We start from the raw sequence: 17,197 nt of genomic DNA on the forward strand, positions 1-17,197 counted from the left end.
ACGAAGCCTAAAAAAGATAAAAAAATGCCTCCATAACAGTTTTACGGTCTTGGAGGCATTTCTAGTACTCTTTATGGTGTTTTAATAATTTTCACAGAGTTATCTTCAACAATTGCAGTGAAGTTCTTAACTTCGGGCTGCTCAAAGATAAAGTCAGTGATGCCGTCTTCGAGCTGTTCTTGTAGAACCCGGCGTAGCGGTCTCGCCCCGAAAGTTGGGTGATATCCGAGTTCAATTAGCCTTTGTTTCGCTTCATTAGTTACATCTAAAGATAAACCATTTGCAGCAAGTGTTTCGTCAAGCTCGTGAATCATGATATCAACGATTTGCAGAAGATCTTCTTTCTTCAATGCCGAGAATTCAATGATGCTATCGAATCGATTCAGGAATTCCGGTTTGAAGAAGCTGCCTAAAGATTGTAGGATTGAAGCTTCTTCTACAGCTGAACTTGTACCGAATCCCATTACTTTTTGTTTCTCACCGACTCCAGCATTACTCGTCATGATGATCACGGTATCTTTAAAAGTAACGGTCCGGCCTTGACTGTCGGTTAAGCGGCCATCTTCCATGATTTGCAGGAACATATGCATTACATCCGGATGTGCCTTTTCTATTTCATCCAATAAGATGATACTGTAAGGCTTGCGGCGAACTTTTTCCGTCAATTGTCCAGCTTCCTCATGTCCTACATATCCAGGAGGAGAACCGATTAATTTAGAAACACTGTGTTTCTCCATGAATTCACTCATGTCAAGACGAATCATCGCTTCCTTGTCCCCGAATAATTCCTCAGCAAGAGTTTTTGCCAATTCGGTTTTACCGACTCCTGTCGGACCAACGAAAAGGAAAGAACCGGTAGGACGTTTTTTTGATTTTAACCCGGCACGACTTCTTCGAACGGCCTTGGACACCTTTTTGACAGCTTCTTCCTGCCCGATTACTTTTTTCATCAGCTCCGCTTGGAGGTGAACCATTCTTTCTTGCTCATCTTCTTGGAGCTTACCTACAGGTATACCAGTCTTTTGTTCGATGATATTTTGAATGTCTTCAACGGTAACGGTTGGCTTAATTGCAGCTTCCCCAGCCTGCAATGACTTTTCCAGTTTTTCTTCTTCATCACGAAGAACGGCAGCTTTTTCATATGCTTCTTCTTTTAAGGCCATTTCTTTTTCTTTATAGATTTGAGCCAGACGCTCTTTCATGTTTTCTACTTGGCCGTCTTCGATGGTCAAGTTCAATTTGGAACCTGCTTCATCCATTAAGTCTATTGCCTTATCAGGCAGGAAACGGTCTTGAATGTAGCGGTTCGAAAGTTCAACAGCCGCTTTAAGGGCTTCCTCACTATATGTCACACCATGATAAGATTCGTAACTATCCTTTAATCCACGTAAGATGACAAGTGCCTCAGCCGTTGTCGGCTCATTAACGTGTACAGGCTGGAAGCGCCTTTCAAGGGCACCATCTTTTTCAATTTTCCTATATTCTGATAAAGTGGTTGCTCCGACAAGCTGGAGTTCGCCGCGTGCAAGTGCAGGCTTCAAGATATTTCCTGCATCCATTGATCCTTCGGCCGAACCCGCTCCCACTAGCTGATGAATTTCATCGATGAATAGTATGACATTTTTTCTTTCCTGTAATTCGCTGATCAATTGCTTCATTCGTTCTTCGAATTGCCCTCTAATTCCAGTATTCGACACAAGGGACGCTACATCAAGCATATATACAAGCTTATTACGTAATTTAACTGGCACTGAACCTTCAACAATCGCTAAAGCAAGACCTTCAGCAATGGCTGTTTTACCGACACCAGGTTCACCGATTAAAACTGGATTATTTTTATTGCGCCTATTTAGAACTTCAATGACGCGTTTAATTTCTTCATTTCGTCCGATAACCGGATCAATAAGTCCTGCTTTAGCAGCATCGGTCAAATTGCGGCCATACTCCTCAAGCAATCCTCCATCCTCGCCATGTTCAGCTGAATCCGGTTTTGGTACACCATTATAATTAAATGGATTGAATGAATTTGGAGATCCGTTAAATTGGAATTTCCCTATATCCATTCCGCCCATAGCTGCTCCAAGTTTGTTTCGCTCTTCTTTATAACAAGTGGAGCACAGTTTCACATCATGCTCCTGACCATTCATATTTAGGTGAACTTGAATATTAGCTTGGTTTACATGGCATTTTTCACAAAGCATGTAGTACTCCTCCTTTAAAAAATGAATTTAAAAATCTTTGACCTTCTTTGACTTTCTGACTTTATTATACATTGACCTTCTTTGACTTTCAATAATTTTGTCTGGGAATTTTTTTGATAAAAAAAGAAATTACCTTGAATTGGTTTGCTAAGCATATTAAACTATCCATTTCCAGTCAAATAAAAAGATTCTATGTATGCCTCTTAGTATATTCAGTTAGTATTGATTACCCACTTCAGGACTCACCATAACCTTAACTATTAACAAAACGCCAATTCTATTGTCCATATGCACCTCATCCACTCTAATTTTTTAAAACAAAAAAAGACTTTATTAAGTCTCTTTAAGGTTTGTACAATTTTTAAACGTTGGATTTCCACTCCAGGTACTCGCTTTCCGCGGGCGGTCGGGGAGCCTCCTCGGCGTCTTCGCGCCTGTGGGGTCTCCCCTTGACGCGCTTTTCCCGCAGGAGTCTCGCACACCCGTTCCAATCAACTTTGTTTTAACTTTAAGATAGAACACTTTTGCCTACAGTCTTTTTTGTTTTTAAGTAGTATTAATACTTGAGGTGATATCGAACTTTCTAAAAAGTCCCCTCGTTGTCCAACCCATGCCATGCTTTCCTTTCCGCTATAGCTGCTTCAATTCCAATAAAAAATCAAAAAGGTTTCGGAATGAAACCTTCCGAAACCTTTTTGGCTACAAATTGAAAGAGACTTCATTAAGTCTCTTAGCTTTTTTATATTAAGAATGATTTTCTTCTATTATATACGTTTCGCACCAATATACTTTGGCTTCCAATAGGTATTATTGGTTTTAGCGTATGACACTCCTTTAGATGATGAAGAGTGTATGAATTCATTGTTTCCTATGTATATAGCCACATGTGTAGGTTTATTCGCTTTATTTGGTGCAAAAAACATTAAGTCACCTTTTTGCAGGCTTTTAACTTTCTTACCTTTTTTATATATGTCAGCAGCAGTTCTTGGTAAATTCTTACCAGCTTTTTGATATGAATACTTCACTAAACCGGAACAATCAAAACCTGAAGAAGAAATGCCACCCATTTTATATTTTGTACCTAATTCACTTTTAGCCACTTTAATAGCTTTTGTATGATATGAAGCAGCTTCCACTTGGTCCCCAGCAAAGGATGCGGTTACAAGCGTAATAGCCAATGACAATCCGACGACAATTTTCTTAAACAAATTATTTTACCCCCTGATGTGATTTGCTAAACCTAATATACTAGAAAAGGTATATCACTCGCATCACAGGATCTTTACAAATATGTTACATTTAGTAGATTTAGGAAGAATGACCATATAAAACATAAAAATAAGTCGAATGATGTGTCCATTTAGCTTAAAACTTACTTTTTCTCATAGAAAAAACAGTAGTTAGATAACCACTGTCCAGTTTATCGATAAAAGAAGATTCGAGAATTTTAATATCCTTCATGTTTTTTATTTGATTATACGAATGGATCCCGATCTAAAATGAAGAAATTTGCGACGAAATCCAGCTAGCCGAGACCCCACGTCCGCTTGCTTTGATGGTCGGCTGAAAGGGAGCGAATTTCTGGAATCAACTAACTGCAGGCAAACTGTCTCTACTCCAATTTGTCTGCAGTCTGAACAGCGGTAAGAAAACCACTTTCAAAATTCTTTTGAGAAAAATGGAAGAAATAATTTCACCCCACGTTTATTAAAAGGTAAACATTTCAAATCTGCAATTAAATGACTTATGTATCCTAATGAACAAGTTGCGAAAATTCCGTCAATCCCCATAAAGGCTTCGAATTGAAAGGCAATGATGCCAAAAAAAGCGATACCGGCAATCGAATGGGTATAACTTCTATGTGGTGTAAAGGATGCCAGGATAATATAGACGCCTAACAGCCACAACCAGCTTTCCTGCAAAGATAAACCGCCGCCTAAAACCGCTAATCCAGTCAGGGTCAGCATATGCCTTTGCCTAATGAATGAAGAAATAATGATGATTCCGATTCCTGCACCTACACCGATCCACTTTTCCGTATCAGAGCCTTCCAAAAGACTATAAATGATCATTAATATCCCAATCGTTTGTGCTATCGTTCGGATAAACTTATGTGAAAAGGTAATCCTATTACTTAACTTCCCATCAATATCCATATCGGGCATCAGCCCTGAAACTCCCCCGATGCCCACCAAGAATAAAGTGGTGGTTGGATCTGTTTGAAGTGTGTTTGCCGTCAAGAATCCAACTGTTGCCCCTATAGCCATGTGTGCTGTACCGTTCACTGTCTCTCTCCTGTCCCTCTAAGATGTAATCTGCTTCCAAGAAACGAATGTTTGTTCGAATCCCTGCATACTAACTATACAACATTTTGGGGAAAATTTCTCTAGTTCTTATAAATAAAGCCATAGAAATCAGTAATTAGACCATATAAAGAACCTTATTATTTTAGTTTCTTAGCTCGTTCTATATAAAGTATACTTTCAACCTTTTTGGGTATTGGGAAATTAAATTCAGCCAGTAACATTTATTTTTGGAGATATAACCAATTACGAAGCTCAATTATGGAATGTTTAGGTGAATCAAAACTTAGAAATGAATAGTCAATGAAGTCCACATACTTATTGATTGCAGAATTCCTTTTGTTGAATAAAGTCGGAATATAGTAAGGAAACTCTTTAACTGAATGAAGAATAGGTAACTGCTCATATACAATCGATAACGTTCTGATGATTCTTTTTTTTGTTTTGTGACGCTTAGCATCCGCTAGTAATCTTTCAAAATCGATATCCAGGTTTATAAGAAGTTGAATGATATCTATAAAATACTTTAATGAATCCATGTTATGCCGCCACCCATGGAGACAAATCGTATAAAAAAGATGGTAATCGGAAAGTTGTTTAACATGAAGTGAGTCATTGATGAGATATCCTTCTTTCCAAAACTCGGTGATTTCCAAATTAGCGGTATCTTTCTTTAAAATATCCCAATGAAGTTCGATGGTTAGTGGGATTTTGGATTCAGGAAGGTATTTACTGAACGAAGTATGAAAATGATTAGGTATTTGTTTCTCCTTTTGTTTATACCCTAATTGTTTGACCGATTCAATTGCCTGATCCATGTCACTAGCTTTAATTAGTAAATCGATATCAGACGTGGGCCGAGCTCCAAGATGGCCGAACTGTTCCTCAGAAAAAAGCGTCCCTTTTAAAGGAATAACATCTAAGCCGTTATGTTCAAATTCACGCAAAACCAAATCTGTTTGACTTTTAATCAGGATATTTTGATAAAAGACACTTTGAAATTTTTCAATTATTACTTGCTGAAAGAACGCTGGAGTATCCATAAACCTCCCATTCCCTTTCATTAGGAACAATATTTGCGGATGAATTTTCGATTTTTCTATTTCATTTAGAAGCTGCCAATAATATTCTGAGTCAATTGGCAACTTTACTTGCGGTTCAAATAGTACCTGCAGTATCGTTGGATTCAATGGGAAAGTCTCCCCTTTACTCTTTGTTGTAAATTTAGGTGCTTTCGTAACATCCTCGATATAAACGGAAATGTAAGTATTAATCCACCCCATGCTTTTGCTAGAAAACCAGAAGCATGCAATTTGGAATTCCGTTTTTGGACATAAACAAGTTTACCAATCAATTGTTCCAATTGTACTGTATGATCAAAGCTTACATTAGTATCTCCTTTGAAAAGGTATCCGGGTTGCTGATCACTTTTCATTTCCTTATAATACCGGTGGGCAATCAATCGATTAGATGAAGTGTAAAACAAAATAATATCCCCTTTTTTTAAATGAAAAGGATTGCATTCATTAAAGTTACATATATCCCCTTCCTCTATAAAAGGATACATACTACATCCTTGCGCAGGTAAATTAAGTGAGCCCTCTTTTTTCAGTGTCATCTTAAATAATTCGACAATCTCCTTGTCAAATAACATGCTGAATTAATCCAAACTGTAATAAATCCAATAAATACGACTCTATGTCATCTTTTGCTATTTCCTCTGCCGTTAAATATTGATCAGTTAATGTCTGAATCAAGGAGTCCACTGTTTGTGCTTGGTTTAAAAGCCCCCAGCAAAACCCACCGATTTCATTTAGCTTTGTCACTGTGAATTTTTCAGTATGTAAAATAATCCATTCATCACCAAGTTGCGTGGCTTCCACATGATTACTTTGAATATATTGGACCATTACGAAATCAACTCCCAAAAAGTATCGTTTTTCTGAAAAAAGAGGTTATATATAGGTACTTGGTTAACCAGTTCCGTTAACATCCCTAGTATCACTTTTTTATTTGCTGGATGATCTGACCAATAAAACACTTTATTTATCATTGTTATGAGCGAATCCGATTTAGTAAGTATTTCTCTTTGGTTTTGAAGAGACTGATGTAAGACTTGAATACTCCCTAATGGGAAAATTTCTTCTTCCCCAGCAGCTAGGATTTCACTTCGGAATGGCGAATTATATACTTCCATTTTTTCGGATGAAATTTTTAAAATGGTTGCTTCATCCGAGAGAAGGTTTCGCGGATAAGATAATTTTGCTGCCGTTGATTTTCCAGCACCAGAATGACCTGCAAAAATATGAGCTTTACCATTTTCTATTACGCAAGAAGAGTGAAGCAGCAGCCCCCATTCATGGTATACAATGAACGAACTGTATAAATTAATTAATGCATGCTTTAAAGCCAATTCATTATAAGCGGAAATCTCTGCATATTGATATTCTGCATCTACTTCCACTAGGTAATCAGACCTTCGAAAATAAATTCTATCAGCCTGCCTATCTTCTTTCACATCATAGTTCACAAAAGATGATCCAAAGTCCATCTGGATTGTTACGGTAAGGTCAGGCCGATAATTTGCGCCCTCCAATTCTCGGAACATCCCATTTATATATTCGGGGGCATTTTCAAATTGAATGAAATGATCCCCTATTTTAGTGTGAAATATTTTCATAATTAGATTCCTTTCTCCCCTTTTTTTATCGACCGAAAATGTTTAAACAGAATATCCAACATTAGGATAATACTCCTACACACGCTATTATAATTCATTATATATTCTTTTTAAAGAACATTTTCAGCTACCTGAATTAAAAATATAAGTATATAAAGCACAAGTTATCTTATACTTTACCTTATTATTTAATTGTTTTTACTGAATTAAATAATTTTCATAAACGCATATTGTTCTTTATGAAGAACGATGGTATTCTAAAAAAAGTCAGGTATTTAGTTCTAGTAAATATTATAAACATGAGATGTAACGAATGAGTGAGGAAAACATACCACTACAAACATCCTGTTTTTTTCTAGACTTATTCTTTATAAATAAAGGCTTCATGTGTGAAAAGGAGGGGATTTACAAGAAAATTCAGCTTATATAAACATTTAACACAGGGGGAAATTTCATGTCATTTGCAAGGAATATTAAAACGCTCACAATTTTAACGATTGCAATCCTTTTTTTATGTCTTGTGGGCAACTCGCAGGCATATGCGACAAATGGAGGTGGAAAAGGAAGTAAACCTGTTCATGTGACAGGGATTTCTCTAGCTCCAGAGACTATAAAAATGAAAATTAATGATAAAGATGTGGAACTTGTTGAAACGATCAAACCTTTTAATGCTTCAAATAAGCAAGTGACTTGGTCTTCATCAAACACTCGAGTCGCAACGGTTTCTAACGACGGTATAGTCCATCCGAAAGGTCCGGGTACAACAACTGTTACAGTCACGACAAAAGATGGGAATTTTAAGGCGAGAACGAAAGTAATAGTATGTGAACCGGATATTGCCGTAAAAAGTGTTACGTTAAATCCGAAACTAGTAAATCTTACTGTTAATGATGAATCGCAATTAACAGCCAAAGTCATACCGGAGAATGCAACAAATCAAAAGCTTAGTTGGTTTTCTTTAAACCCACGAGTAGCTACCGTTTCAGACGGTAGGGTTCACGCCGTAAGGCCAGGAATCGCCATAATAAAGGTTTTCACTAACAATGGGCGGTTCGATTGGTCAATAGTGACCGTTTGTGCTAGTAAACTAGTACCTGTTGAGAGTCTATCACTTAATCCGAAGAATATAGACATGACTGTTGGTGGAAAAGATGAGATCTTAACTGCGACCATCACTCCATCCAATGCAACAAACAAAAAATTAATATGGACTACATCCGACTCGAATGTGGCAACTGTTATAAATGGAATAGTCCATCCAGTAGGTCCAGGGTTGGCTACCATCACTGTTTCTACAGAAGATGGAAAAATACAGGAAACAGCTAAAGTGACCGTAACAGTCCCAGTGACTGGAGTAAACATTAGCCCGGATTCTTTGAATCTAACGGTTGACGGTGAGGATAAAGCTTTAAACGCCCAGGTTTCACCATCCAATGCAACAAACAAGAATGTCACTTGGTCAAGCTCAGATTCAAGTGTTGCCACCGTTGATAATGGTATCGTCCACCCAGTTGGACCAGGCCAAGCCACAATCACTGTTACCACGGAAGATGGCAGCTTCACAGCTTCAGCATCTGTTACTGTCAAAATACCTGTTACGGGTATTTCACTGAATCCTGCATCTCTGGACTTGATTGTTGGTGGAAAAAACGGAACCTTAACAGGAACATTTTCACCATCCAATGCAACAAACAAGAGCGTCACTTGGTCAAGCTCAGATTCAAGTGTTGCCACCGTTGATAATGGTATCGTCCACCCTGTCGGACCAGGCCAAGCAACAATCACTGTTACCACGGAGGATGGCAGCTTCACAGCTTCAGCAAATATTACTGTTACCGTACCGGTTACTGGAGTAACGGTTGACCCTGACACACTTGAACTTATTGTTGGCGGAAAAGATAAAAGTGTAACAGAAACGGTTTCACCATCTAATGCAACAAACAAGAATGTCACTTGGTCCAGTTCAGATTCAAGTGTTGCCACCGTTGATAACGGTGTTGTCCATCCTGTTGGACCAGGTAAAGCCATCATCACAGTTTCAACAGAAGATGGCGGGTTCACGGATATTGCTACTGTCATTGTCACAGCCCCAATAGTAAGTGTATCTCTAGATCCTAAAAGCCTGAATTTCAATCTTGGAGACGCAGATCAAAGTTTAACAGCAAAGCTTAATCCCTCCAATGCAACAAACCAAAATGTAAACTGGACTACATCAGATTCTAGTGTAGCTACCGTTGTAAACGGGGTTGTCCATGCGGTCGGTATAGGTCAAGCAACAATTACAGTCACAACCGAGGAAGGTGGCTTTTCAGACTCAGCTATCATAACAGTTGTCGATCCGGATACCATACCACCGATTACGAAAAATAAAATGACTCCTATTTTTAACGACAAAAATACCTATGTAATAGCCTTGACGGTTACCTACAATGCCTCAGATGATAAATCTGGAGTAAAAGAAACATTATACCGAATAAACGGAGGAACTTGGCAGGTCTATACAAAACCTTTTGATGTCACTGCCGATAAAACCCACACATTGGAATACTACAGCATTGACAATGCTGGCAATAAAGAAACAATCAATCTATATGATTTTGACAAAGGAACATGCTCATGTTCTAAATAATTGGGAGGAATAATTATGGAAAAGCAAATCAAAGCAAAAAAGAAATACGAAGCGCCTAAAGTATTGCATCATCAAATTGTTACCTTTGAAACAGCCATCTCTTCTGCAACGGGACATTGGGAATTCCAATATATAGATGGATGCTGGGTAAGGGTTTTTGTTCCTTGATACCTGTAAGCCCGTTGAGATTAATCATTAAGTAAGTTGTTTAAGTAGCATTAAAATTCATTTTAACACCAGTTTATAACAGGTTCACAAAGAATTATCGTATGGACATAGTGTGTATGGAAGCATTTTTCAATATAAAAAATGGCTCCCATACACATTTCTTTGATATAAGCAGCCTTCTATTTCTATTAAGTTAATGTTTCAATAACTAATGACTTCTATTTGTATAAATACAAATCTAGAGTAATCCTAAAAATATAATCCTCTGGACTAGGTTTAAAAGGGTTTAATACCTTTAATAGATTTAATCGTTTAATAGATTAATTTATATAAAATTCATCAAGCCTAATAGACATATTTCTGTATGTAGGAATTAATTGGATAATACTTAACATTTTCTCAACCTTTGTCCATAACCAATTTAGATGGTATGAATATATTGGTTATAGGAGGTGGAGAAATGTATAAACCTTTGTATATTACATTAGATACTTTGAAATATCTCAATAACCGTGTATATACAGTAAATACTAACGATTTAAATTCAGTTAAATTTTTTATCGCTATTACCCAAGACAGCAATCCATTGAATTTAACCAGAGCTGTTGTTCGTATTGTATATAAAAAGCCAGATAATAATATTTTTTCTCAAGACTGTATTATCACGGACGCGATAAATGGATTATGTGAAGTAGTGGTTGACTCGCAGGCATATAATGTTGAAGGAACCCACTGGGCAGAAGTGATGGTCTATTTTGATTCTAACCTGGTTCTTATTACAAATGAATTCAAGTATATTTCAAAAAAAGGTATTCTCAATAATGAAGTTTTATATAGCCCAAATCAAAATCAATGTTCAATCCCCCCCGTACTCTCTATAATACCCAATAGTAGTACATTCACAGGTAAACAAACGAATACACTCCCCGGTATTGAAAAATCTGAAATATTTACTAAAGATGGTACGGCCCCTATGACTTCTAGTTCAAAAAACTCAAAGCAAGAAGAGTATTCAGATGGAAATATAGATATTACAGCAGGAATCAGTACTAATTCACTGGTATTGAATTATGATTTCACTAAGAAAAAAGGCTCTAAATCTAATTCTATACTGGATACTGTGAACAATGTAAGTGCTACGTTAGTTAATGTAGGACATGATGGTATTAATGATGGATACACCCAAGATAAAGGTTTGCTGCTTAAACCAACAGGATATATAAGCATACCTACTAACAACAGTCCGTTAAAGGAGTATTTAGACCTTAGCAATGGACTAACCCTTCAAATAGCCAGCTATAATACAAATGGAGTACTTTTTAGAACAGATCCAATCGAATGGCGTCTATTTGTTTCTAGTTTAATACAATTAGACTATAAATACTTAGCGACTGACCTAACTACTAAGAGTCACTATGTACAGGGCACTCAGTTTACTAGTATGGAAGATTACACTAAGTATAATTTCTCTAATGTAATAAATAAGAGGGATTCAAATGCCATAGATGTAATTACTGTAAAAATAAATCCACTAGGGTCCATCACTTTTTATATAAATGGGGCCAAATCAACTACAATTATAGCTCCTCCTGTTTTTACTAAGTTCATTAATTCACTAATAAATAAACCATTGTATATTCGCAGAAACATTGTAGCTCTTAATACCAATTCGATGATTTTAGCTGGTTTTTCCATATATAACAGAATGCTTACAGATAACGAGATATTAAGTAATTATCAAGCCTATAAAAAGAATACAGCCATAGAGGGAGTTTCCGTATTACCTGAAGTGGTTAACTTGGAAATAGGAGATAGCCAAACCCTATTAGTAACAGCCTCACCTAATCAATATACAAGTCAGTTAATTACAACCTATGAAAGTGGAAACACTGGAATTGTAACTGTAAATGCCGAGGGTCTAATTAGAGGAGTTAATATGGGGCAGACAAATATAAAACTTTCCACTTATTATAATGAAATACTTTTTGTCAATTATGTTAATGTAATTGTGGGTGAACAAGTTTTAACGCCCCCCCCTACATCAACAAGAGTCATTGATGGTATTTCAATTAATAGGTCCCTTGAAACTTTGATGGTAGGAGAAAGTTACGTAGCTATGGCAACAGCAATTTCATCTGAACTTCCATTTGATGTATTGAACGATAATATTGTATTGTGGGAATCCTCCAACCCGAACGTATGCACTGTAAAATATGGCGTACTAGAAGGCATTTCTATTGGAACCGCGATGATTACAGCGTATGACAGTACAAAAAAATATTCAAAATCCTTTACTGTTACAGTAATAGAATCAGAGAAAAAAATAATCCTACCTACTGAAACTTATATTGTTAATTCTGTAGAATACTCTCTTAGCCTTAATAATACAAACTCTTCAAATACTACTATCGGCATCCAAAAAGCCTTGAATTACGCTTCAAGTAATGGATATAAAAAAATAGTATTCCCATTTGGTACCTATTTAGTGAATCCCACAGTAAGAACGATAGAAATTCCAACAGAAATGTTTGTAGACTTCAGCGGATCAAGAATAAATATTGAACCTAGTGTGTTAACTTCAACAGGTTATGTAATGTTTTTGTTTAATGGTGTTTCCAATTCCAAACTTTATGACGCTCACATATTTGGTGAAGCTGATTCCACTACCATCTCTGCATCAGTAGAGAATTGCATATCAGTTAAATTTAAGGGTGGTTACAAATCTGGGTTAGAATCTTGTACTGTGAGTAAATCTCCAGGATTCAACATTATCACTCAGAATAATCTTATTAAATCTGGAACCACCAGTCGTAACATAACCAAAGAGAACTTCGAACCTGGTAACATAACATCTAATGGCGCCATAGACAATACCATTAAATTAAATCATTGGAGAAGTATAAATTACCTCGATCTATCTGGTCTGGGTGAATACTTTATGATTGGTTATAATCAAGGTTATTATGGGTATAACTACTTACGCTCTCGTTTGTACAGTATACATTTTTATAATTCGAGTAAAGATTATATAACCTCTCAAATGTATAATTTACAATTCTATAATTATGTTAAGCCTTCTAGTGCTAAATATGCGAAAATAGTTATTTATCAGAAAGACTCACCAACGTCCCAAGACAATGACTTTTCTGCGATAGCTTTCATTCGAACAGTTGATATGCCTAAGAAATGCTTTATTATAGACTGTACTATTGAAAACAACTTTAGTACTGGTCTCTCGATGTGTGGTGGTGAAGATTGGCTTATAAAAGGTAACACCTTTTCAAATAACAAAGGTCGTATGCCGGGTTGTGATATAGACTGGGAAGATGCTTGGGAAAATATGATAGGTGATATTACTAAAGAAAACACTTTCAATTCTCCATTAGGGGTGATCTATAGTGCTGGTTCTAGTCAAGCTCTATTGAACAATAAGTTCAATAAATCAACCTTGACTGTTTGGGCCCGAACACAGAACTACCGTATAGTTAATAATATATTTGATGGTAAAGGAGCCTTAAATATTTCCCTAGGCACACAAGCCGATTCAGTTTTTACCAGAAATATCTTAAATGGAACTGCGTATTCAACTAGCAAATTACATGCAAATGCGAATTATAAAGTTCATGACCCTAATAACATCATATCTTAATAAAGATACAAAATATTTTTACTAATAGGGAGTTGTATGTTTCTCCCTATATTATCTTTATCTAACCCTCAATAATTTATTTTCTCTTTTGTTTACCCCAATGATCCCTTTCTAGAAGTATATATAATTAAATAAAGAATCGGATACCTTACCCCAATTGAAAATTCACAATTCTACTTTTTTATACAATTTGTTTCTAGAAAAAATCATTAAAATAAGTCTAGAAGTAATCTCCATTAAATATTTAAATTCATTGGTTCTATAAAATATTAAAACATAAAGGATATTAGGTACAGTTATACTAATGACCACTTTTAATAAAAAGCTCAATATACCATTATGTACGATAAAACTACATAAATAGTTTGTAATTAAACAAGCACAAACTCCAACAGCTATATAATATAAATAGTTAATGTAGTAGGTATTTATTTTTCTATTAAAAACTTTCCTATAAACTAAAAAAGGAGTTGTCCAAAATGGAAATAAGAGTGAACTTAATAAAGTTCCAATGAAAATTCCAATCATACCAAAGCTTTTAACTAATATTATTGAAATAACTAAGTTTATAGTTGCCTGTAAAAGGGGAACATATCTGTCTTCATGAAAAATTCCAGCTGTGGTTTTAACAGTAGAAATAGAATTTCTCATTCCCCGTTCATAAAAAATCATCAATAAAATAATAATTATACTTGATTCCATTAAAAATTCAGACCCAATCCAAAGTGTAATGAATGGATTAATTAGAATATATAGACAAATTGAAAAAAAAGAATATAACCAGAAATTTAAAAAATTATAAACTTTAAATATTTCATATACCTTATTACTTTCTTCTATAGCTACTAAGTTTCCCACGCTGTGATATATATTATTAAAAATTTGATAGGTGAAATTCCTACAGATTTCTATTAACATATTATAATTAGAGTATATTCCAACTGCTGCAACACTTATATAGGTAGAAATTAGAATATTATCGGTACCAACAACCAGGTAATTACCTATGTTTTGTAATAAAATTGCTTTTACATTTTTAGTTATTCCTTTTTTTGTTTCAGGATCTAATTTATCTTTAACCTTTTCTTTTAAAAATGGAAACTTTTTATTAACGATTTTCACTAAAATTATTGACGTGATTATTGTAGTTGCACTATCAATCAATAAATATAAAATATAATTCTGTGTGTAATGTAATATTACAATTTTAACACCTATAGTTATGACTGATGAAAAGGTATAAATTGTCGTTACAATATATCCTTTTTGAGACACATTTAAAAAAGAATTTTTGTGAATATAAAAGTATGGTAGTATTGTATTAATTAAAAATATTAAATATATTATATTGATATTGTCAATATTTGTACCTTTAGCAAAATAGTGAAGAAAAGGCATTAATAGAAGACCTAGTAGTAAAACGATAATAGCAATAATAAAATAGGCGTCTTTATAAAATTTCATAAACATATTTATTTTTCTATGATCATTTTCAGCAACTGGTTTATATAGACTATAAATAACACTAGAGCCTATACCTGCTTCTGCTAATGATAACATGGCAAGAATGTTGGTAAGTAGTCCGTTTATTCCTAAATATTCAATTCCCAGACTATTAATAAAAACTGTTCTAGAAAAAAAACTTAATGCTGTAATAATTATCTGACTTCCTAACCCAAATGAGATATTAATTATTGAATTTCTTGTTCTCATGGTTCTCTCCTAACAAAACGCAGTTTAAATTTTAAAAAAACCCATCACATAAACGAGTGGGTCTGAAAATACATCCATTATTTTTGAGAACTTTATTGAAAGATTTATTCAACGAATCCTTCAGATTCACTCAATTCATTATACATATTAGCTTTTTGAGTACTTGTAATATTCCCATTTATCGTATATCTTTTATCATAAACCTTTGCTGATAAAATTTGATTTTTAATTTTTTCATGGTATTTATCCATAGTGGATATTATTTTAGCTGGGTTACCTGCAACAACACTTCCTTCTGGAACCGATTTGGTTACAACACTTCCTGCAGCAACTAATGAGTTCTTTCCTATAGTAACGCCTGGCATAATTATTGATCTTGCTCCAACAAAAACATTGTCTTCAATTGAAACATTAGCTATTTTAGTATGCTTTATTAACCTTTTTGTACTAGTGTCATGTGCTAAGATATATGCTTCAGGAGCTATGGTAACATTATTTCCAATTCTAATTAACCAACAATGTGAATAATCAAATATCACACCTGGCTGAATAGAGCAGCCTGATCCAATTATCATACCTTGTTTTATATAATCTTCTAACCAAATCTCTTCAAAAAGTATTTTTCTTGTTCTCGCTCTAATAAAATTAAATAATTTCTTCAATATACTCCTCACCCTATTTGTATTTTTAAACTTAATAATCTAATAGAAAACCCTTGAGTAAAAGGGAGAATATTAAACAACATTGAATAAACACCAATATCTTTTGTATCTCCTTGTGAAAAATCAATTTCCCCGTTTCTTCGTGTTACACTCATTAAATATTTTATTGACTTTTCTGCCCCTTCCTGACAAGGAGTGGAAATATCCTTTATTTTGGAAGCTTTTATTAAAAACCAACCAAGAGTAGCAGTTGTAGATGAATCTGCCCGACTTTCTTTTCTATTTACTGACCAGTTCCAGTTACCATCAGGTTGTTGATATTTTAAGATTTCGATAGAAAACTTTTTAATGATTATTTCTAAATCTTTTTTATAAGGATGATCTTTAGGAAAGCCATCCCATGTATCTATAACTCCTATTGCAAACCAGCCTAACCCTCTTCCCCATCCATATATACCTACAGGTAACTTATTGTCTATAGTAACAGCATGACAAGGAAGATAATGTTTTTCCAACATTCCATATTTCTCATATTCCTTTATTTGTTTTATTGCTAAATGAATACACTCTTCAATTCCAAACCTTATACCATATGAGACTAAAAAAGGACAAATAAAACCGATTGTATCAACATATCGGTAGTTTTTCATAGAGTTTCTATATTCGACTGTTCCATCATTTCCAAGATGCTCTCTAATTACATTCCAAATAGTGTCTAAAGCTGGTTTATAATCGACTATATTAATAAAATCAAGTTTCATAATTGAATAACCGAGTATAGCTCCATCGACATGTTTAGGTTTTTCTCTCCAGTGACCATTCTTGTCAAACTTACGATTCAGAAAATTATAAATTTGTTTTTGCGCATTTTTATCTTCAGTAACTTTCAAATATTCTGATAAACCTAATATTAAACCAGCTTCTTGCCAATGTTGGATTGAACTACTTTTGTAGTTCCCTTTTATCATATCAATTGCAATTAGCCGATTATTATCAGTTACTTTTACAGAGGGTGTTTTTATTAACCATTTAACAGCTTTTCCAGTTATTCTTTCTTTCCATATTTTTTCATTTGTAAACCTGCCGATATGTATTCTTTTAAACCAATCTTTAAATATTGGGGTTACATCTATGAGTAAAATCAAAATTATTATGCAGAGTATTGCTATACTAACTATCATTACTAACCTCC

The 17,197-nt window shown here is 34.8% G+C and carries 13 protein-coding genes; 3 read left to right on the forward strand and 10 right to left on the reverse strand.

Going from position 1 to position 17,197, the window contains the following annotated elements; genetic code table 11:
* Positions 1–71: 71 nt before the first annotated feature.
* From OSJ91_RS14315 to OSJ91_RS14345, 7 genes are all read right to left on the reverse strand, one after another.
* A complete protein-coding gene (locus tag OSJ91_RS14315) occupies positions 72–2,201 on the reverse strand; it encodes an ATP-dependent Clp protease ATP-binding subunit (protein WP_485889891.1) in 2,130 nt (709 codons plus the stop codon).
* A gap of 764 nt (positions 2,202–2,965) precedes the next feature.
* The gene (locus OSJ91_RS14320; protein ID WP_413017909.1) at positions 2,966–3,409 is read right to left on the reverse strand and encodes a C40 family peptidase; all 444 of its coding nucleotides are present in this window, start codon (positions 3,407–3,409) and stop codon (positions 2,966–2,968) included.
* Positions 3,410–3,859: 450 nt separating this feature from the next.
* A complete protein-coding gene (locus OSJ91_RS14325) occupies positions 3,860–4,486 on the reverse strand; it encodes a metal-dependent hydrolase (protein WP_133346439.1) in 627 nt (208 codons plus the stop codon).
* A 242-nt stretch (positions 4,487–4,728) separates the two neighbouring features.
* Entirely contained in the window at positions 4,729–5,694 is a 966-nt protein-coding gene (locus tag OSJ91_RS14330) for a nucleotidyltransferase family protein (protein WP_350298855.1), read from the reverse strand.
* Positions 5,691–6,158: a signal peptidase I gene (locus tag OSJ91_RS14335; protein WP_214768319.1), complete on the reverse strand. Its 468-nt coding sequence runs from the start codon at positions 6,156–6,158 to the stop codon at positions 5,691–5,693. Before OSJ91_RS14335 ends, OSJ91_RS14330 begins: the two co-directional genes overlap by 4 nt.
* Complete coding sequence (locus OSJ91_RS14340) at positions 6,148–6,414, reverse strand: PqqD family protein (protein WP_214768320.1); 267 nt, start codon at positions 6,412–6,414, stop codon at positions 6,148–6,150. Before OSJ91_RS14340 ends, OSJ91_RS14335 begins: the two co-directional genes overlap by 11 nt.
* Positions 6,414–7,184: a hypothetical protein gene (locus tag OSJ91_RS14345; RefSeq protein ID WP_350298856.1), complete on the reverse strand. Its 771-nt coding sequence runs from the start codon at positions 7,182–7,184 to the stop codon at positions 6,414–6,416. The genes OSJ91_RS14340 and OSJ91_RS14345 overlap by 1 nt, the downstream gene beginning before the upstream one ends.
* A gap of 454 nt (positions 7,185–7,638) precedes the next feature.
* On the opposite strand from OSJ91_RS14345, the gene OSJ91_RS14350 reads away from it, so the two are divergent.
* The 3 genes from OSJ91_RS14350 to OSJ91_RS14360 all read left to right on the forward strand — a co-directional run bounded on the left by OSJ91_RS14350 (position 7,639) and on the right by OSJ91_RS14360 (position 13,630).
* Positions 7,639–9,813 (forward strand): Ig-like domain-containing protein, encoded by a 2,175-nt coding sequence (locus OSJ91_RS14350; protein ID WP_485889892.1) that lies wholly within the window; start codon positions 7,639–7,641, stop codon positions 9,811–9,813.
* Positions 9,814–9,828: 15 nt separating this feature from the next.
* Positions 9,829–9,981, forward strand: coding sequence for a hypothetical protein (locus tag OSJ91_RS14355; RefSeq protein ID WP_214768322.1), 153 nt, complete (start codon positions 9,829–9,831; stop codon positions 9,979–9,981).
* 460 nt (positions 9,982–10,441) lie between these two features.
* Positions 10,442–13,630: a BppU family phage baseplate upper protein gene (locus tag OSJ91_RS14360; protein ID WP_485889893.1), complete on the forward strand. Its 3,189-nt coding sequence runs from the start codon at positions 10,442–10,444 to the stop codon at positions 13,628–13,630.
* Between the two features lie 165 nt (positions 13,631–13,795).
* Here OSJ91_RS14360 and OSJ91_RS14365 read toward each other — a convergent pair whose 3' ends face one another.
* From OSJ91_RS14365 to OSJ91_RS14375, 3 genes are all read right to left on the reverse strand, one after another.
* Positions 13,796–15,343, reverse strand: coding sequence for a lipopolysaccharide biosynthesis protein (locus OSJ91_RS14365; protein ID WP_485889894.1), 1,548 nt, complete (start codon positions 15,341–15,343; stop codon positions 13,796–13,798).
* Positions 15,344–15,447: 104 nt separating this feature from the next.
* Positions 15,448–16,005, reverse strand: a complete 558-nt coding sequence (locus tag OSJ91_RS14370) for an acyltransferase (protein WP_485889895.1) — start codon at positions 16,003–16,005, stop codon at positions 15,448–15,450.
* Positions 16,006–16,013: 8 nt separating this feature from the next.
* Positions 16,014–17,186, reverse strand: a complete 1,173-nt coding sequence (locus OSJ91_RS14375; RefSeq protein ID WP_485889896.1) for a glycoside hydrolase family 88 protein — start codon at positions 17,184–17,186, stop codon at positions 16,014–16,016.
* Positions 17,187–17,197 lie beyond the last annotated feature (11 nt).

Source organism: Bacillus sp. T-10(2022) (assembly GCF_056502895.1).